We start from the raw sequence: 21,164 nt of genomic DNA, 5'->3' as shown, positions 1-21,164 counted from the left end.
CGTATTTATCATTATGAAAAGATATAAATTATTCGCTTTTGCATCTCTTTTGGCGGCTGCAGTCATGACCACTTCCTGTGGCGACGATTTCCTGACAGCCGGGCCGACAGAAAAGCCGGAAGCCGGTGCAGCCGCAACCGAAGGAACGATCTTGTCCAGTTTGGGTTCGGCTTATCAGATCCTGATGTTTGACAGTTATGCAAACAACAATTATAATGCTGTGTTACTTATGTCCGACCTGCGTTCCGACGACTTGTTCAAAGGGGGAGGCGATGCCGGCGACCAGCATCAATTATATGTACTGTCGCAATTCAGTTCCAGTGCGGCAGAAACTCTCGACGGATTGTGGAGTATCTATTTTACCGGCCTGGCACGTGCGAACAATGCGGTTATTGCCTGCAAAAATGCAGTGAATGTGACGGAAGAAAAAGTGGCCCAGTATACGGCAGAATCTCATTTTCTGCGTGCTTACTATACGCATCTGTTATGGAAATTCTGGGGAAATATTCCTTACTTCGAAGCTCCGCTGGACGATCCTTACCTGGCACCTCAGATGAGTGCAGACGAAATATACCAGAAAATAATGGCCGACCTGGAAATAGCCTGCGGAGAAGGTATGCCGATGAAAGTCAGCGGAGCCAACCTGGGACGTGCCAACAGAGCTGCCGCCCTGATGTTGAAAGCACGCGTAGTGATGTATCAGAAAGATCAGTCTAAATATGCCGAAGTAGCCAACGATATGGCCACGATCATCAAAAGCGGCGATTACGAACTGATGGATGATTTCGATGCCATGTGGTTGGACGAAAATGAATTCTGCAAAGAATCCATCTTTGAAAGCAACCAGTTGCCGGAAGGTAAAACCTGGGATACTGGCTGGCAGGGATATGGTACGAACTTACCGGCATTTATCTCTCCGAATGAACTGAAAGATCCTGACGGAGTGTTCAAAGGAGGCTGGGGATTTGCTCCTGTCCGTTTGTCCGCTTACCAGATGTACGAAGAAGGCGACCTGCGCCGCGATGCCTCTATCAACGACTGGCGTCAAGGCAGTTATTCAAAACGTTTCCAGGATACAGGCCTGTTCCAACGTAAATATGCTGCCCGCGAAGGATACAACCCTCCTCCAGGCGACCAGGATCTGAATTACTGTAATAACCTGCGTATTTTCCGTTATGCCGAAACACTGTTGAACTATGTGGAATTGGTGAAGATGGGAGGTGCTCCCGAAGCTCAGGGCGTAAGTGCAGATGAATGCTTCAACCAGATACGCCGCCGCGCCTTCGGTACTGATAAACCGATTGCCGCCACAGCCCAGAATATCAAGGATGAACGCCATAAAGAATTCCTGGGTGAAGGAATGCGCTTCTGGGATCTGGTTCGCTGGGGAGATGCTCCGAGTGTGCTGACAGAAAACAATTCCGAGTTCAACTCTGTCCGCACCTTTGAAGAATGGATGAAATATCTTCCTATTCCTCAGGGAGAAATGACAAAGACGCTGGGAACCGAATTCGAATTGAAACAAAACGGTAACTGGAAATAACCGAGTGGCTAACACGATAAAACAGACAATAATATGATAAGAAATATATTCAAATCAGGAATCATCGTCCTAATGGCCATTTTGGCGATGACCTCTTGCGACCCGCAAGACAATGATGACCATTCATTAGGTGCAATGCCCGAAGAAAGCCAGTTGGCTTTCTCCGCCACACCGAAAAGTGAACAACCGAACGTGATCGCACTGAAAAATGAATCGAGTATAAAAGGTGTCGTCACCTGGGATATGGGAGACGGATCGACCGCCAAAGGAGAAACGGCTGATGCGAAATATCCGTTTAAAGGTACTTATGTGATCTCGATGACCATGTATACTACCGGAGGATCGGCAACGATCACAAAGGAAGTCACGGTTGCACAGGACGATATGTCCTTATTGAACACTCCTATGTACAACGCCCTGACAGGAGGTGCCGAAAATCTGCAAGGTAAAACCTGGGTATTCGACCAATATCATAGCGGACACTTCGGAGTCGGCCCGAGTACCGACGAAGCGCCTTCATGGTGGTCGTGCCCGGCCAACGGCAAACTGGAATCGAGCCTTTATACCCAGGAGTTTACATTTATCCAGGTGGGAGTAAAAATGATCTGGAAAAACAATGGGTATATCTATACGAATGAAGCGGGTAAAAACGCATTGGGAGGTACAGCCGTTGTTCCCCCGGCCGGAGACTTTGACGTAAAGTATGAACCTAAAGACGCATATACTTTTACATTGAATGAAACGGGTAAGACGATCACACTGAACAACGGTGCTTTCTTCGGCCATTATGCAGGAACATCCACTTACGAGATCCTGAGCCTGACAGACGACGAACTGTATCTGAAATGTACCAGTACCGTTGAAAGCGGTAATGGTTGGTGGTATCGTTTCATTCCAAAAGAAAAGAACGTAAAACCCGAAGTGGAAATTAAGCCTGTTACATTGGTTGAAGATTTTGAGAAAGATAAATTATCCGTAGAATTCATCCCCGAAAAGATGGGAGATATGGAACCTGTCTATTCGAATCCCGCACCGGTCGGCATTAATACGTCTAAAAAGGTATATCTCTACCAGAAATCGGAAGAGTTCTATTCCAACATATCATGGGTATCGGAAGATACTAAGTTCGACTTGTCGGAAAATAACAAGATTCGTATGAAAGTATATATTCCGTCTTACAACGATTATACGACCGCTGCTGCCGTTGCAGGCGATTGGATCACAGTCAATAAACTGCAGAAACAGGTTGTTGTCAAATTGCAGAATACCGAAGCAGGCGATAATGCATGGGAAAGCCAGACTGAGATTGTAAAAGCAAATCTGGAGACCGATAAATGGATCGAACTCGAGTTTGATTTCAGCACGGTAAAAGACCGTACCGATTATAACAAGGTTGTTATCCAGTTCGGTGCAGAAGGTCACGCTGCCCCAGGAATCTTCTTCTTCGATGATTTCTCTTTCAATAAATAAGTAATAAACAACAGATAGAGAGTTGGTAATACAGCAACTCTCTATCTACTCATTCAAAACGGGAAGATGAAATATTCAATCACATAATGACCACCATGAAAACATACAAATTAAATATCTTCTATGCCGGACTGCTGGTTCTTTCCATGATGGCATGTAGCCAGCCTTCCGGAGCAGGGAAAGGAGACACTGTTGAAAAACAGGTAGAAGAACTGCTCGGCAAAATGACCTTACCCGAAAAGATCGGTCAGATGAACCAGTTGAGCCCGTTTGGCAGCATGGATGAAATTGCAGGCCAGGTTCGTAAAGGAGAAATCGGTTCGTTACTGAATGTGACGGACCCTGAAAAAGTTAATGAGATACAGAAAGTAGCGGTGGAAGAATCCCGGCTGGGTATCCCCCTGTTGATGTCGCGTGATGTCATTCACGGATATAAAACAATATTCCCAATACCCCTGGGACAAGCCGCTACCTTCAATCCACAGATCGTGCAGGACGGAGCCCGCGTAGCCGCTATCGAAGCATCTGCCGACGGTATCCGCTGGACGTTTGCCCCGATGATCGATATCTCACGCGATCCCCGCTGGGGACGAATCGCTGAGAGTTGTGGCGAAGATCCATATCTTAGCTCCGTCATGGGTGTAGCTATGGTGAAAGGTTTCCAGGGCGACTCCCTGAACGATCCGACCTCAATAGCCGCCTGTGCCAAACACTTTGTCGGCTACGGAGCAGCAGAAGGAGGACGCGATTATAATTCGACATTCATCCCCGAACGCCAGTTGCGTAACGTCTATTTTCCTCCGTTCGAAGCAGCAGCAAAAGCCGGATGTGCCACCTTTATGACGTCTTTCAACGATAATGACGGTGTTCCTTCGACAGGAAACAGCTTTATCTTGAAAGATGTACTGCGCGATGAGTGGAAATACGACGGTATGGTAGTTACCGACTGGGCTTCGACCGCTGAAATGATTTCCCACGGCTTCTGTAAAGACGAAAAGGAAGCTGCCTTGAAATCCGTAAATGCCGGAATCGATATGGAAATGGTCAGCGGCACCTTTATCCGCCACTTGGAAGAACTCGTAAAAAAGGGGCAAATATCGGAAGCGGCCATTAATAATGCAGTACGCAACATCCTTCGTCTTAAGTTCCGTCTGGGACTGTTCGACAATCCTTATGTAAACACAGACCAACATGTAAAATATGCACCCGAACACCTCGCCAAAGCCAAAGAAGCAGTAGAACAATCGGTTATCCTGTTAAAGAACGATCGGGAGACCTTACCTTTCACCGATAAGATCCGTACCATTGCGGTCGTAGGCCCGTTGGCGGATGCCCCTCACGATCAGATGGGGACCTGGGTATTCGACGGAGAAAAAGCACATACTCAAACCGTACTGGCAGCGTTGAAAGAGATGTATGGCGACAAGGTACAGTTTATCTACGAACCCGGATTGGGTTACAGCCGCGACAAGAGCACAGGCAATATTTCCAAAGCTGTAAGTGCTGCCACACGTGCGGATGCCGTACTGGTATGCGTCGGAGAAGAGTCTATTCTCTCGGGTGAGGCTCATTCTTTGGCAGATTTACACCTGCAAGGAATACAGAGCGAACTGATTGCCGCCCTGGCAAAGACAGGAAAACCTCTCGTAACAATTATCATGGCAGGTCGTCCGCTAACGATCGAGCAGGAAGTAAACCAGTCGGATGCCGTTCTCTACGCTTTCCATCCGGGAACTATGGGTGGTCCGGCTATTGCCGACCTGCTTTTCGGTAAAGTGGCACCGAGCGGTAAAACGCCGGTTACCTTCCCGAAGATGGTAGGACAAATACCTGTTTACTATGCCCATAACAACACAGGTCGCCCCGCCTCCCGCCAGGAAACGCTGATCGATGCTATTCCGCTGGAAGCCGGACAGACTTCACTGGGCTGTACCTCTTTCTATATGGATGCCGGTTTCGATCCCCTGTTCCCCTTCGGTTACGGATTGTCGTACACCACATTCGGATACGACAACCTGCAACTGGCAACCGATAAGCTGGCTGCCAACGGAACACTGGAAATCAGTTTCGACCTGACTAACACCGGTAAATATGACGGGACAGAAGTGGTACAATTGTACGTACAGGACACCTTTGGCTCTGTTACCCGTCCGGTCAAAGAGTTGAAAGGTTTCCAACGCATTTCCCTGAAGCAGGGTGAAAAGAAAACCGTCACCTTTTCTCTCCCGGTCGAAGAACTGGCATTCTGGAACATAGATATACAGAAAGTAGTAGAACCGGGCGAATTCAATCTCTGGGTCGGCCCCAATAGTGCAGAAGGATTACAAACAACATTCACAGTAGAATAACAGATATGAAAAAGAATATATATTTAATGATCCTGCTTCTGCTGGTATCCTTCACCGGATGCCGGCAGGACGCTGCAACAGCAGGTACGGATACGACCGATATGCCCCCGGAAGCATTTATGCGTATATCCGGTACCGACCTGGTTACTCCAAAAGGACAGAAGTTTTTCATCCAGGGAACCAATCTCGGGAACTGGCTGAACCCCGAAGGTTATATGTTCGGCTTCAGCAAAACGAACTCACCGGGACGTATCAACCAAATGCTTTGTGAAATGGTCGGCCCCGACTTTACCTCCGAGTTCTGGAAGGCTTTCAAAGACAATTACATCACCCGCGACGACGTACGGTTCATTGCCGGGACAGGAGCCAACACCATCCGTCTACCTTTCCATTACAAACTCTTCACCGATGAAGATTATATGGGACTGACTTCCAACCAGGATGGATTCGCCCGCATAGACAGTGTGGTCAACTGGTGCCGGGAGACCGGGTTATACCTGATCCTCGATATGCACGATGCACCGGGCGGACAGACTGGCGATAACATCGACGACAGCTACGGTTATCCCTGGCTCTTTGAAAGCGAAGCCAGCCAGCAACAGTTCTGCGATATCTGGAAGAAAATCGCAACGTATTACAAGAATGAACCCGTAATCCTGGGCTACGAATTGATTAATGAACCTATCGCCCCCTATTTCAATAATATGGAAGAACTGAACGCCAAGCTGGAACCGTTATACAAACGGGCTACAACCGCTATCCGTGAAGTGGATACCAACCATATCATCCTGTTGGGCGGTGCCCAGTGGAACGGCAATTTCCGTCCGTTCACCGATTCCACCTTTGACGATAAAATCATGTATACCTGCCACCGTTACGGCGGCGAAGCCACAAAGGCCGCTATCCAGGAAATCATCGACTTCCGCGACCGTGTGAACCTGCCTATGTACATGGGAGAGATCGGACATAACACGACAGCCTGGCAAAATGCTTTCTGCCACGTCATGCAGGAAAACAATATCGGCTGGACTTTCTGGCCTTATAAAAAAATCGACGAATCATCTTTCGCCGGTATTAAAGCTCCTGAGAACTGGGATCGTATCGTTGCTTTCTCAGAAGCTCCCCGGGCTACTTATCAGGAGATACGCGAAGCTCGTCCGGATCAGGAAGAGGCAAAAGCGGCTCTGATGGAATTTATAGAGAACAGCCGGTTACAAAACTGTATCATTCAGAAAGAATACATCCGCTCACTAAGTTTAAAAGCACAATAAAACGACATGAAACTGATTAAGTATATTGCCTGCTCCCTGTTGTTACTTCCTGCATTTGCCCAGGCACAACAAAGCATTCCGGTTTACCTGGATAACAATAAACCGATAGAAGAACGTGTGGAAGACGCCTTATCGCGCCTGACACTCGAAGAGAAAGTGGCATTGACACACGCGCAATCCAAGTTTTGTTCTCCGGGGGTGGCACGTTTGGGTATTCCCGAATTCTGGATGACCGACGGCCCTCATGGCATTCGTCCCGAAGTTTTATGGGACGAATGGGAACAAGCCGGATGGACCAACGACTCTTGTGTAGCCTTCCCGGCACTGACCTGCCTGGCTGCTACCTGGAATCCGAAAATAGCTTTATTGTATGGAAAGAGTATCGGGGAAGAAGCCCGCTACCGTAACAAAACGGTGCTGCTGGGCCCCGGTGTGAACATGTATCGCTCACCATTGAACGGACGTAACTTCGAATATATGGGCGAAGACCCTTATCTGGCCGGAAAGATGGTGGTTCCCTATGTACAGGGCGTTCAACAGAATGGTGTGGCAGCCTGTGTAAAACATTATGCACTGAATAACCAGGAAGTAAACCGTCATACGACCAACGTTATTGTAGACGACCGTGCCCTGTATGAGATCTATTTACCCGCTTTCAAAGCCGCTGTTCTGGAAGGGAAAGCCTGGGCAATCATGGGTTCTTACAACCTATACAAAGACCAGCACGGTTGCCATAACCAGTATCTGTTGAATGACATCCTGAAAGGTGAATGGGGTTTCGACGGCGTTGTCGTTTCCGACTGGGGAGGCGTTCATAATACACAACAAGCCATAACCAACGGGCTCGATATGGAGTTCGGTAGCTGGACCAACGGATTATCCAACGGGGCAAGTAACGCTTACGATAATTATTACCTGGCAGATCCCTATCTTCAGTTGATCCGGGAAGGTAAAGTCGGCACAAAAGAACTCGACGACAAGGTAAGACGTATCCTTCGCCTGGCTTATCGCACGAATATGGATAGAAACCGTCCTTACGGGTCACTTTGCTCAGAAGCACATTTTGCCGCTGCCCGTCAAATCGGTGAAGAGGGTATCGTCTTATTGCAGAACAAGAATAATGTACTTCCTATCGACCTGAACCGCGCAAAGAAAATAGCCGTTATAGGTGAAAATGCCGTCAAGATGATGACCGTAGGCGGTGGTTCTTCTTCCCTGAAAGTGAAATACGAACTCTCTCCGCTGGATGGTATCCGCAAGCGAGTAGGTGATAAAGCCGAAGTCGTTTATGCACGTGGTTATGTAGGCGACCCGAGTGGTGAATACAATGGAGTGAAGTCCGGACAGGATCTGGAAGACAACCGTTCGCCGGAGGAATTAATAGCCGAAGCCGTGGCTGTAGCCAGGGAAGCCGACTATGTGATCTTTATCGGCGGTCTGAACAAGAGTGCACATCAGGACTGCGAGGATGCAGACCGCAAGGAATTGGGTTTATCTTACGGACAGGATCAGGTAATAGCTGCCCTGGCTCAGGCGAACAAAAATCTGATCATGGTTAATATTTCAGGGAATGCCATCGCCATGCCGTGGGTGAAAGAAGTACCGGCCATCGTACAGGCGTGGTATCTGGGCTCGGAAGCGGGAAATGCTATTGCTTCGATATTGCTGGGAGATGTAAATCCATCCGGTAAGCTGCCGTTCACTTTCCCCGTCTCTTTACAGGATGTAGGTGCACACCAGTTGGGTGAATATCCGGGCACTCCCAGAAACGACGGTAGCAACCTGGTAGACGAGAAGTACAACGAAAGTATCTTCATTGGCTACCGTTGGGCAGACAAACAGAAAACCAAACCGCTTTTCAGCTTCGGCCACGGCTTGAGTTACACGACATTCGAATACGGAAAAGTAACAGCCGATAAGAAGACGATCGCAAAAGACGAACCTATCACTTTCACCCTGACCGTAAAAAATACAGGTGACCGCGAAGGGGCAGAAATCGTACAGCTTTATATCAGCGACAAGAAATCATCACTCCCCCGCCCTGTCAAGGAGCTGAAAGGTTTCCAAAAGGTTTACCTGCAGCCGGGAGAAGTAAAACAAGTATCTTTCACCATCGGTACGGATGCACTGAGTTTCTTCGACGACGGTAAGCACGAATGGGTAGCCGAACCGGGACAGTTCGAAGCATTGATCGGCGCATCGGCAACCGACATCCGCAGCAAAATGGCATTTGAATTGAAATAACCAATCCCCCTTTTCTATATTTTGTCCGGATATATTGCTTAACGGCACATATCCGGACTATTTTATATGTATCCTTATCGGATCACTCCGGTTTCATTCGCCTCAGATATTCAGAAGGCAGAACACCGAATTCTTCTTTAAAGCACTGGCGGAAATAAACAATGCTGTTGAAACCGACCATAAAGGCGACCTCAGAAACATTATATTTCCCTTCAAGCAATAAACGTTCGGCATATTGCATCTTCACCTTTCGGATATATTCGTTGGTAGAAAGTCCCGTCAGTGCTTTCATCTTCCGGTAAAGCGTAGAGTGGCTCATGCACATCTTATCAGCCAGGTAACCGATATCGATCTTTTCAGACGACATACGCTCTTCGACCAGCTGATTGATCTTTTTCAGGAACTCATTATCCAGCTTGTTCAACGACTCTTCGATAATAGCACGTTTATCACCGACACCGGAGATTGAACTGAATCGTTCGGCCAGCTTTTTACGTGTATCGAGCAGGTTCTGAATACGACTATGAAGCAATGTAGCACTAAACGGTTTCGTCAAGTACGAATCGGCACCTATCAGGTATCCTTCCTCTTTATCCTGCAATGAATCTTTTGCTGTCAGCAAAACGACAGGGATATGGCTGGTACGGAGATCTTCCTTCAATGTTTTACACATATCCATCCCGTTCATCACCGGCATCATAATATCGCTGACGATAATATCCGGTATATAGTTGAATGCCTGTTCCAACCCCTTTTCCCCATTCTCTGCCGTTTTAACATCGAAAGTATCAGAGAATGAATCGACAATATAATCGCATATATCCTGATTATCTTCCACGACCAATAAAATACGCTTTCCGCTACCCGAAGGCTCGGGAAGAACCTCCTGTATTTCATCCTCTTTCGTTTTCTTCTTTTCATTCGAATCGGCATGAAGAACATGCGGATATGTGTTATCGGTCAATAAGCTGATATAGAAAATACTTCCTACATTCAACGCGCTTTCCACCCGGATATCGCCTTCATGAAGTAAAACCAGATTTTTTACCAATGCCAGGCCGATACCCGTCCCCGAAGCCTGGTGTCCGCTTCCTTCCTGATAATAACGATCAAAGATGTGCGGAAGCGCTTCCGCACTGATACCGTAACCGGTATCGCTCACCTTTATTTCTGTCTTGGCAAGCCCGTCGCGCATGACATTGTAAAGACTCAGGGTGATAACACCTTTATCCGTATATTTGACCGCATTCGAGATCAGGTTGTCGAGGACGATCGTAATCACCTCCTTATCGAAGAACAGGGGCATATCCTCCTTCTCCAACTCGATATGGAACTCTATGCCGGGTTTTCGGTTCAGTTCCTTGTATTTCAGGCCGATCTCATAGATCAGAGCTGCTATATTCCCACGGCTGACACAGAGCTTCTTGTTCTGCGTCTCCGTCTTCCGGAATTCAAGTATCTGGTTGATCAGGTTCAACAGGCGGATCGCACTCTGGTGGATCACGGATATCTTTTGCGAATCGCCGGAAGAGAGCGTGTTACGCTTCAACAAATCTTCCAGCGGCCCTAATATCAGGGTAAGCGGTGTCCGGAGTTCGTGGGTGATGTTCGTATAGAAACGAAGACGTTCGTTATTCAGTTCCTGTTCCTGTTCATGTTTCTTTTTTTCCAGGTTATACAAAGACTCCATTTCCACCTTCCGCTTATAGGCATAAGAGATCAGAAGTAAAGTGAGAAGTGCCAGAAGGAGATAAAAAGTTTTCGCCCACCAGGTAAGAGCCAACGGAGGAGTAATACATATATCCAGCCCCGTGATATCTTCCGACCATTCCTGGTTCCTTATGCGCGTTTTGACCAGAAAACGGTAATCGCCGGGAGGTATATTACGAAAAGTCACGTTATTGGGATCGGTAACGGTATACCAGGCATCTTCGAGCCCTTTCAACATATAGGCATATTCTACCTGATTGACTAATGCGTAATTCCGTATATTGAAGGTGATATTGAAACTGTTCTGCATATAGCTCAGTTTCACCTTCGATTGTCTGTCGATAGGAACTTCCTGCTCACTGCTACCGGTATTTCCCAGCGGACCGAATATTTTCATTTCCGTAATAACGGCGGCCGGAGCTTCCCGTTTCTCCAACACCAAAGCCGGGTTGAAATGGCATAATCCGTTGATAGAACCGAAATAGATCTCCCCACCCTGGTCTTTCGCTACACTCCCGCTCATAAAGTTACCCATAGGCACATCGTCCCAATGGTCATAGTTATTGAAGACGACCTGATCTTTCAGGAGGCAACTGATACCTTTGTTGGTACTCAGCCAGATATTACCCATGTTATCTTCCGTTATGGCACGTATATGCGTATTCATCAACCCTTCTTCCCGGCGATAAACCTTATAATCCCAACCGGATGACGGGGAGAAACAGACCAGACCTTCCCCCGTTCCGACCCATACGTTCTGCCGGCTATCTTCGTAAATGGCATTGATCGTATTGGAAGGGAAGAGATTTTCTATACTGAATGCTTTGAAGTTTTGCAAATCGCCATCGCTTACTCCCAGTCCACCGCCAAAGGAACCGACCCACAAGCGTCCGCGGGAGTCTTTCAGCAGGCTTCTTATCAGATTGTTTTCAAAGGAATAGTGTCCTTCTATCTTTTTATCGGCAAGATCGACCTTATAAAAGCCGTTACTGGTACCGATCCATAACATGCGGTCGTCATCCTCATAGAAAGCACGCACATCCTCTTTGGCGATTTCAGGAAGGATGTTGCGACGAAAAGCCTTTGCCTTCGCATCATAATAGTTCACTCCGCTATTAAACATTCCGAACCACAGATTACCCTCCGAATCACGCAGGGCTGCCAATACGGAATTGCCGAACGTATCGTTGGTCTCTTCCTGGTAAAGGGCTACCCGCGTTCCTTTATCAAAGACGTTGATCCCACCACCATCGGTTCCGATCCACAACTTACCCTGACCGTCCACACAAACGCTACTAGCCGTTTTATTATTCAGGCGACTCACAGAACTCTGGTCTGCCGAATAGTAATATCCTCCGAACTGCGGCGATTCGTAACTCAGGAAATTGATACCGCCTCCCCACACACCTGTCCACACGTTTTTGAACGAATCCTGAAAGATACATCTCACACTCGAATTGGACAAACTATAACCGTCGTCCCCTTCGCAGATATAATGGAACCGGGACTGTTCGGGCAACTGAAACAGGCGTTGCGTCAAATCCATAACGGCAATTCCGCCAAACTCCATGGCAATCCATAACTTATTTCCATCGAGTTGCCGGATATCATAGACATAATGCAAAAGGTTCTTATCCGAATTAAAAGGGATAAAGTTCTCCGACTCCGGGTTATACAAGGCTATACCTCTATTGGTTCCGACCCAGATATTATTATTCAAATCCTTGTAGACACACCGTACTTCATTACCCGGCAAGCTGTTCGGATCCGCTGGATCGTGCATAAAATTCTTTACCCTCTTTTCTCTGACAGAAAAGACACTGAAGCCATGGTGCACATGCCCGATATATAATTTCCCGTTTCCTCCGTCCGCTACCGACCAGATGTTATCACTGACCAACTCCGGTACGGTTTCTTTATTATAATGGGTGAAATGACCGGTTGCCTTATCCAGGTAATCGATACCTTTCCAATAAGTCGCAATCCAGAGATTACCGTCGGATGCAGCAGCGATATGGGTTACGTCGTCCGTAATAAGACTTTCCGGGATCGTATCGCTATGCCGGTAGATGGTAAAAGTATCATTCGCATAATCATAGGCATTCAACCCGGTTCGCTGCGTTCCTATCCACAGGACAGAATCTTCCGGGTCGTCGAGCAGGTGGTTCAGTTCATTCCCCGTAATGCCGTACCCGTCTTCCGTTTCGTTTTTATAATAAGTGATGAAGCGTGTCCCGTTGAACTTATTCAGGCCTTCTTCCGTGGCAAACCACAAAAAGCCTTCTTTATCCTGGGCAATACTGACCACATAGTTGTTGGATAATCCTTTTCCGATACCTAGTTGTCTGACTGCATAAGGTTGTGCCGACAAAAGGACAGGAAATAGTAGAAGATAAAGTAAAAATCGGATTCTCATGGCATTCGTTTTCTATTCCAATTCAAACATACAAAGAAAATCCGTAATTAAGATACACGAATCGTTCATTGCAAGATTTGCGCCTCCTGATTGCACGATTTACCCATACTTATAGAAAATAAGATCACTTATCTTTGTATTAAGTTAAAAATGTAAACAATACATTTCTAAGAGTATAAAGTAATCAATTAGTTTAACTTTAAAAACAATATTTATGAAGACGCATCTATTTAATGCCCTGTTACTTTGGGCATTTACATCGTTGGCTTTATGGACAACAGGATGTAGCGACGACGACGGCTATCCTGACGTAGACGGACAGAGCCCCGCTCTGACCTTAACAAGTGACCATATTCAGACCGCAGCCGGACGAAGCTTCACAATCAAGGGAACAGTCAGCGACAAAGATGGTATCGCCGCCATCAACCTCGAATGCTCCGATCTCAATCTCAACAAGACGATCGATCTGATCGAAATCTATGAGAAACCTCTCGAAACATACGACCTTAGTTATAGCTTTGCTATCCAGAAAGAGGAGATCGGTGAACAGTTCACCGTCAAAGTTACTATTATAGATGTAGGCGGACGGTCCGTATCACAGGATGTGTTGGTAACGATGGACGGCGACTTCGAGAACCCGACATTTACGGTATCTCCCGATGCGAGCGTCACCGTACTTATCAAAGCAGAAACCAAATTCAACCTGCGTTTCTCTGTCAAGGACGACCGGGCATTGGATTGCGTAACGGTAGAAATCCCGGGTATCGACGGTTATTCCCCCCGCAAGTTGGAGGTTAATGGTGAAAAGACATTCGAATTCTCTGAGAAAATCGCATTACCAAGCATTATACAGGATTATAATGTAACGATCACAGCTGCCGACAACGTTGGAAATACATCCGTTATAAAGAGCGTTATTTCCGTATCCGAATTACAGGACTTCGAAAAGATGTATCTGGCCGATGTAGCAACGGTTGAAGAACTGAACAGCGATGTATTCGGTGTACCTATGCGTATCGAACATACCGGCGCTTACGAATATAAAGCGAATTATTACAGCCAGAAGGCTAACACCGAGATCTTCTTCCTGCCGCAAAAGAGCGACTTCGCCCCGATCTGCTTCGGCCTGGACCCGGAAGACGATAACAAGCTGACGGACGATCCCGAAACGGCCAAACCGATCGTTCTGGAACAGGCGAACGTTTATTACGAAATCACACTCAATACGATGGAAGGCACTTATGCCATACGTAGTTATTCCATTCCGGAAGCTATCGACCCGCTACCTCATGCACAAGGTTCGATGCTTCTCGACCAGTGGGGCGACGGCAGCACGCTTACCGAATTCTATATCGGTTATACCACCACCGGCCCATCCGCCGTACAACGTTTTACACAGGATGCTACCAATCCGCACCTCTTCTATCTGGAAGATAATCTGGAACTGACCGGAGGTGAATCGATGAACTTCATCATCCACAACTATCACTCCGACGGCTGGTGGAACTACTGCACATGGCGTACCGACAATTCGGCAGAACCCGAAACGTTCGATTACTATGGCAGTATAAAAAACCCGGCATGGACAATACCTAATACGACACAGGATAACTGGGCTAAACCGGCCGTAAATGTGACAGGTTCGTATAAGTTCTACTTCGATGCACATTTGGGAAGAGCTAAATTAGTCCGAGTAAATTAATCTATAATATTGAAACTGGTTATGAGAAAGCAATTATTAATAACATGTCTGTTACTGTTGGCATTATGTGGTTATGCACAACAGATAACAGTCAAAGGAATAGTAACTTCCGCTACCGACAGCGAACCGCTGATCGGAGCTACGATACAGATCAAAGGTGCCGGTAGCGGGACTATAACGGGTATCGACGGTGATTATACATTGGCAAATGTCAACCCGAATGCGACACTTATATTCTCATCCATAGGTTATGAGACCCAGGAGGTCCGCGTCAACGGGCAACCGACAGTCAATGTTGTCATGAAGGAAGCGAGCGAGTTGCTCGACGAGGTAGTAGTGATCGGTTATGGTGCCGTGAAAAGAAGTGACCTGACAAGTTCCATTTCTACTGTGAAAGGGGAACAGATCACGGAAATGACTACCGGTAATGCGATGGATGCCCTCCAGGGGAAAGTGAACGGCGTGCAGGTCACCAGTGGTGGTGGCCCGGGCACCCAGCCCAAGGTATTGATCCGTGGTGTGACGACAGTCAACGGTAGCGACCCGTTGTATGTAGTAGACGGAATGCCTGTCGGTACAAACATCAACTTCCTGAACAGCAACGATATCGAATCGATGGAAGTATTGAAGGATGCTTCTGCGGCTGCCATCTACGGTACACGTGGCTCCAACGGTGTTATCCTGATCACGACCAAGAAAGGGTCTGCCGGAAAGACACGCTTCAACTTCAGCACTTCAGTCGGTTTCCAGACAATTGCTAACCCGAATATGGCTAAGGCTTCGGAATACGAACAGGTATTCAAAGCCCGTTATACCAACGACGGACGTACTCCGATATGGAACAGTAAAGACGGTATCACCGATGCCGAAGGTACCGATTGGTGGGATCAGGTCGTGAACAAGACTGCGCTCGTACAGAACTATTCATTCGGCCTTTCGGGTGGTAATGAAAAACTGGTCTATAACCTGAGCCTGGGATATTTCCGCAATAACTCCCAATATGATGTAGGTTACTGGGATAAGATCAATGCCCGCCTGAACACGGAATACACATTCAACAAATACGTGAAAATGGGATTCGATATGGCTCCGCGCGTAGAATCGTGGGACGATACACCCAACCAGTTCGGAGCAGCTATGTCGATGGACCCGACAACTTCTGTTTTCAAGCCAGAATCGGAATGGGTCGACAATATGTACAGCAACTATGCACGTTCCAACAACAATGAGACAGTGAACCCCGCCGGTGCAATCTCACGCCAGAATGCACATTCCCGCGAGTACGGATTCATCGTGAACCCTTACTTACAGATCACACCAATGAAAGGCCTGACTTTACGTACCCAGTTCGGTGCCAATGCACATATCCGCCGTTCGGACTCATTCACACCGAAGTACTATATCCATTCGCAGGAAAAATCAGATTTGAGTAATGTATCCCGCGAAATGCAGGAATGGCTCGACTGGAACTGGACAAACACGGCTAACTATATGACTACCATCGTTCAGAAGCATAACCTGAATGCGATGGTCGGATTCACGGCAGAACGTTTCGCCGCCTATCAGATGAAAGCGGGTCGCGACGAAGTACCTAACAACTCGGACAACTTACAGGAAGTAAATGCCGGTACCATCGTAAAGACTGCCGAGGGTAAAACCTCCTACAATACGCTGATCTCCTATCTGGGACGTCTAATGTACAACTACGACAGCCGTTATTACCTGACAGCATCCGTACGTGCGGACGGTTCTTCCAAGTTCCCCACAGGAAACAAATATGCCGTATTCCCTTCCGTATCAGCCGCCTGGCGTGTGATCGGCGAAGAGTTCATGGCAGACCAGAAGATATTCAACAACCTGAAACTCCGCGGAGGCTGGGGTCGTGTAGGTAACCAGAATATCGACAACTCCGCTTATCTGACCCTGCTAAATGCAGCCGACTATGTGTTCGGTTCGAATGCCGATCGTGTGAGCGGTACTTCCGTCTCCTCCGTAGGTAACAATACACTGAAATGGGAAACAGTAGAAGACTGGAACGTAGGTGTCGATATGTCTTTCCTCGATTCACGCCTGGACGCAACATTCGATATCTACCAGAAGAAATCGACAGACATGCTTTATAAGAAACAGAACATTTACGCCGTGGGATATCCCGATTGGAACAGCCAGGTGTGGATGAATATCGGTAGCATGAAGGCTAACGGTTGGGAATTGAGCCTCAACTGGCGCGATAAAGTAGGAGAATTCTCATACAACGCTGGTATCAACTTATCGTCTGTAAAGAATAAAGCAATCAAGTTCTCCGGTGACGGTGCCGTCCTTACCGGTGCTTTCAACCAGGATCAGATCATCCGCAATGAAGACGGCGGCGAAATCTCCCGCTTCTACGGTTATGTGGCAGACGGACTGTTCCAGAACTGGGATGAAGTATATGCCCACACCGACGAACATGGAACACTGATACAGGCAAATGCACAGCCCGGCGATATCCGCTTCAAGGATATGAACCACGACGGTATACTGGATGAAAACGACAAGACCTGGATCGGTAACCCTTATCCCGACCTGTTACTCGGATTCAATATCGGATTCAACTACAAGAACTTCGACTTTGCCGCCAACTTCTACGGAACATTCGGCAACGATATCTATAATACGACCAAAGGGCTGTATGCCGGAACCAGCGGCTCGAACGTATACGCCGGAACATTAGGCAAGGTTTGGAGCGGTGAAGGTTCCAGTAATGATATCCCGCGCTTGTCGGTAAACGATACGAACCTGAACTACACACGTGTATCCAGTTTCTATGTGGAAGACGGTTCTTACATGCGTTGTAAACTGCTTCAGCTAGGTTATACTATTCCAAAGCATTTGCTGAAGGGCATGGACCTGCGCGTTTCATTCTCTGCTCAGAATCCGTTCACGATCACCGGTTATTCGGGTATGGACCCGGAACGTCCTCAGATCGGTAAAGACGGTAGTGTGATCGAGACCGGTATCGACAACATCGCTTACCCGAACCCACGTACATTCTTATTCGGTATTGACTTTAAATTTTAATCCTTTTAGAACATGAAAAAGATAATATATATAATCGCATTGATCACCTCGGTGACATTTGCCGGATGCTCCGATTTCCTGAAAGAAGATGTAAGGGGACAAGAGAACCTCGATACCTATTTCCAAACGGATGAAGAAGCCGAATCATTCCTTACCGGTTGCTACAGTGCCCTGACTTATGGCGGCTGGTGGCAGATCAACAAACTATGGCTGTTGTCGGAAATGTGCAGCGACGACTGCTGGATGGGAAACACGGCACAAGACCAGGGGGACTATATCTCCGTAGCACATTATCAGGGTAACGGACAATCGAACGAAGCGATCGCCAACTTCTGGCAATACCGCTACAAAGGTATTCTGCGCTGCAACATTGGCATCGAAAGAATCCCCGAAGCTTCTATCCTGGATAAAGAGAAACAAAATAGACTGGTAGCCGAAGCCCGGTTCCTGCGTGCTTTCTATTACTTCGAACTGGTTAAGAACTTTGGAGACATACCTCTGGTTACCGGTTTTGTCATGCCGGAAGAGGTAGAAGGTATTACCCGCAGTGAAGCAAGCGCTATTTATAAGTTTATTGAAGACGACCTCGTGGCTGCTTCCGAAGTGTTGCCGCAACGTAGCGGATATGCCGACACGGAACTGGGACGTGCTACCCGTGGCGCTGCCCTGGGACTTTTGGGAAAGGTCTATTTGTATCAGGATAAGTGGCAGGAAGCCCGCGATGCTTTCAAAACGGTTATCGACGAAGGAGAATACGACCTGCTTGCCGACTTCGGCGATGTATGGTCGATAGACCACAACAACAGCAAAGAATCATTGTTTGAAGTACAATTCATGTACAGTGAAACATACGCTTTGGGTGGTTCCCTGTCTGTTATTACCGGTATGCGCAACTCGAGTGACCCGGATGACGGTTGGGCATGGTGCCAACCGACAAGCGACCTCGAAAACGCTTATATCAAAGCAGGTGACGACGAACGCCTGAAATGGACGATCATCAAGACCGGTTGTACCGAAATAGCCGGAGAAGACAACTTCGACGTATTCGCTGAGAACTCCAGGAAGATGGGTAGCTACGATACGTATATCAAAAAATACGGCTGGGATGAGAATTGCTGCATCGTCGATCCGGAGAAACATAAATCTGCCCGTATCAACCGGAAATTCTTTGTACCTTATGCCAAACGTCCGGCTAACTACAATACGGACAAGGTTCCTTTGAACCACCGAATCTTACGCTATGCCGATGTATTATTGATGTATGCCGAAGCCTGCAACGAGCTTGGCGATGACGTAACGGCAAGAACAAGCCTCAACAAAGTTCGCAGCCGTGTTCACCTGCCGAATGTAACGGTCAGTGGCAACGATCTGCGTAAGGCTATACGCACGGAACGCCGTTTGGAACTGGCACTGGAAAACAACCGTTTGTATGATATCCGCCGTTGGAACGACGACAACGGAAAGAAGACGATTTGTAACCTGATGGGACAGAACGGTTCGTTCGTCCTGTATAATACAGGATCAAATGCTGACATCTACGAATCGGAAAATCAGGGTGAACCCAGCAACAAAGGTATCTCATTCAATGAAACCCGCGATCTGCTGTTCCCGATCCCACTATATGAGATAACCATGTCCGGTGGTTCCATCACACAGAACCCAGGCTGGAATTAAGTATCAGCAGTTCAGGACACTAGTATCAGACCCAATAGCACTACTGTGCTATTGGGTCTGATACAGTAGTGCTACCAACACCAGCACAATAGTGCTATTAACACCGAAAATATCAACCATGATGACATTCAAATATATCCTCTGTTTACCATTAATAGCTACTCTCCTGGCTTGCAGCGACGACGGTCCGGACACTCCTGCCCCCGGTACCGACGAACCGGGCACAAGCGTAGAGAAATCCGTATCCATCAATGCCGGGCAGACCTTTCAGACCCTGGCGGGATTCGGTGCATCCGATTGCTGGATGCCTGCCTATGTGGGTAAATACTGGACTTCCGGCCGCGACAAGATCTGCGAATTGCTTTTCTCTTCCGAAATACAATCCGGCAATCCCAAAGGCATCGGCCTCTCCATGTGGCGTGTGAACCTGGGAGGCGGAAGTGCCGGACAAGGCGATGACAGCGGCATCGAAGACAAATCCCGCCGTGCCGAATCGTACCTGACGGATGATCTTTCATTCGACTGGACACGCTGCGAGGGACAGCGTTATTTCATGAACCGTGCCAAAGAGTTCGGTTGTGAAAGTATGGTTCTTTTCAGCAATACACCTCCCGTACAGTACACCTACAACGGCAAAGGCTTCTCCAACCGTGGAGGAACTTCGAACCTGAAGAGTGAACACTATACCGATTTTGCGGCTTATATGGCCGATGTTGCCCGGCATTACCTGAACGAAGGATATCCCGTAACACATATCTCGCCGGTCAACGAACCGCAGTACAACTGGGAAAGCGGCCAGGAAGGAAGCGGCTGGACGAACGACGAAATCGCCCGGCTGGCACGCGAACTCGACAAGGAACTGACACAACGTAATCTGTCAACCGAAATACTGCTCGGCGAATCCGGCGACTGGGAATACCTGTATAAAATCAAGAACGACAACAACCGAAGCAACGTTCTCTCCGCCTTCTTTACCGCTGGTTCTTCCGCCTATGTGGGTGATCTGGAACATGTAAAGAAACGGATCTGCGGCCATAGCTACTGGACCGACGGTACCTGGGACGACATGCGCAACGTTCGCGCACAAGTTGCACAGGCGGCACAAAAACAGGACATCGACGTATGGCAAAGCGAATGGAGCATGCTGGGCGACGGATACAGTTCATCCGAATTTGCCGGATATGACGCAGCGACCAAAATGGATATCGCCCTCTATATGTCCAAAGTGATACATAACGACCTTACCGTGGCAGGGGTATCTTCCTGGAGTTACTGGACCTCGATGGATATGCCCCGCTGGGGACACAAGAACCGCTTTCTACTGATTGCATTGACTCCCGTAGGAGGGGTCGAAGGTGATGTAGAACAGGAAGGCTCCTACCAGGCCACCCCTACGCTTTGGGTACTCGGTAATTACAGCCGTTTCATACGTCCGGGATACCGCAGGATATCGTTGGAACTGAATGAGTCACACAGCTTCTTCGGTTCGGCATGGATATCACCCGAAAGTGACAAGATCGTTGCCGTCTACACCAACCTGTCGGAAAAAGGTGTCCGCCTGAATGAAACCCATACAGGCTGGAACAATGAGGTAAAGGAAGTTACGACCTATACCACCACCGCCAATAAAAATCTGAAGGAAAGTACCGTGACTAATAGTCAGCAGGTGATTTTGGATGCAGAAAGTGTGACTACAGTTGTGTATAATTTTAAATAATTGTTTGAT

10 protein-coding genes are annotated in these 21,164 nt (G+C 47.7%); 9 read left to right on the top strand and 1 reads right to left on the bottom strand.

Features of this window, described 5'->3' with window-relative positions:
* Positions 1–13: 13 nt before the first annotated feature.
* The 5 genes from M1P97_RS09405 (at position 14) to M1P97_RS09385 (ending at position 8,876) form a co-directional block, all read left to right on the top strand.
* Positions 14–1,543, top strand: coding sequence for a RagB/SusD family nutrient uptake outer membrane protein (locus M1P97_RS09405; protein WP_195370439.1), 1,530 nt, complete (start codon positions 14–16; stop codon positions 1,541–1,543).
* 33 nt (positions 1,544–1,576) lie between these two features.
* Positions 1,577–3,013, top strand: a complete 1,437-nt coding sequence (locus tag M1P97_RS09400) for a PKD domain-containing protein (RefSeq protein WP_249388920.1) — start codon at positions 1,577–1,579, stop codon at positions 3,011–3,013.
* A gap of 95 nt (positions 3,014–3,108) precedes the next feature.
* A complete protein-coding gene (gene bglX, locus M1P97_RS09395; protein ID WP_249388919.1) occupies positions 3,109–5,361 on the top strand; it encodes a beta-glucosidase BglX in 2,253 nt (750 codons plus the stop codon).
* Between the two features lie 5 nt (positions 5,362–5,366).
* Positions 5,367–6,632 carry a glycoside hydrolase family 5 protein gene (locus M1P97_RS09390; RefSeq protein WP_195370441.1) on the top strand — a complete coding sequence of 422 codons (1,266 nt, stop codon included), beginning with the start codon at positions 5,367–5,369 and terminating at the stop codon, positions 6,630–6,632.
* 6 nt (positions 6,633–6,638) lie between these two features.
* Positions 6,639–8,876, top strand: a complete 2,238-nt coding sequence (locus M1P97_RS09385; protein ID WP_195370442.1) for a glycoside hydrolase family 3 C-terminal domain-containing protein — start codon at positions 6,639–6,641, stop codon at positions 8,874–8,876.
* 82 nt (positions 8,877–8,958) lie between these two features.
* Here M1P97_RS09385 and M1P97_RS09380 read toward each other — a convergent pair whose 3' ends face one another.
* Positions 8,959–13,002: a hybrid sensor histidine kinase/response regulator transcription factor gene (locus M1P97_RS09380; protein WP_249388918.1), complete on the bottom strand. Its 4,044-nt coding sequence runs from the start codon at positions 13,000–13,002 to the stop codon at positions 8,959–8,961.
* A 214-nt stretch (positions 13,003–13,216) separates the two neighbouring features.
* Here M1P97_RS09380 and M1P97_RS09375 point away from each other — a divergent pair, with 214 nt between their 5' ends.
* From M1P97_RS09375 to M1P97_RS09360, 4 genes are all read left to right on the top strand, one after another.
* A complete protein-coding gene (locus tag M1P97_RS09375) occupies positions 13,217–14,704 on the top strand; it encodes a hypothetical protein (RefSeq protein WP_249388917.1) in 1,488 nt (495 codons plus the stop codon).
* Positions 14,705–14,725: 21 nt separating this feature from the next.
* Positions 14,726–17,764 (top strand): SusC/RagA family TonB-linked outer membrane protein, encoded by a 3,039-nt coding sequence (locus M1P97_RS09370; protein ID WP_249388916.1) that lies wholly within the window; start codon positions 14,726–14,728, stop codon positions 17,762–17,764.
* 12 nt (positions 17,765–17,776) lie between these two features.
* A complete protein-coding gene (locus tag M1P97_RS09365; protein ID WP_249388915.1) occupies positions 17,777–19,438 on the top strand; it encodes a RagB/SusD family nutrient uptake outer membrane protein in 1,662 nt (553 codons plus the stop codon).
* 121 nt (positions 19,439–19,559) lie between these two features.
* The gene (locus M1P97_RS09360; protein WP_249389029.1) at positions 19,560–21,155 is read left to right on the top strand and encodes a glycoside hydrolase; all 1,596 of its coding nucleotides are present in this window, start codon (positions 19,560–19,562) and stop codon (positions 21,153–21,155) included.
* Positions 21,156–21,164 lie beyond the last annotated feature (9 nt).

Origin of the sequence: Parabacteroides leei (genome assembly GCF_023369805.1) — a bacterium.
Classification (GTDB): Bacteria; Bacteroidota; Bacteroidia; order Bacteroidales; family Tannerellaceae; genus Parabacteroides; species Parabacteroides leei.
This window is presented reverse-complemented; position numbering and strand designations above follow the sequence as displayed.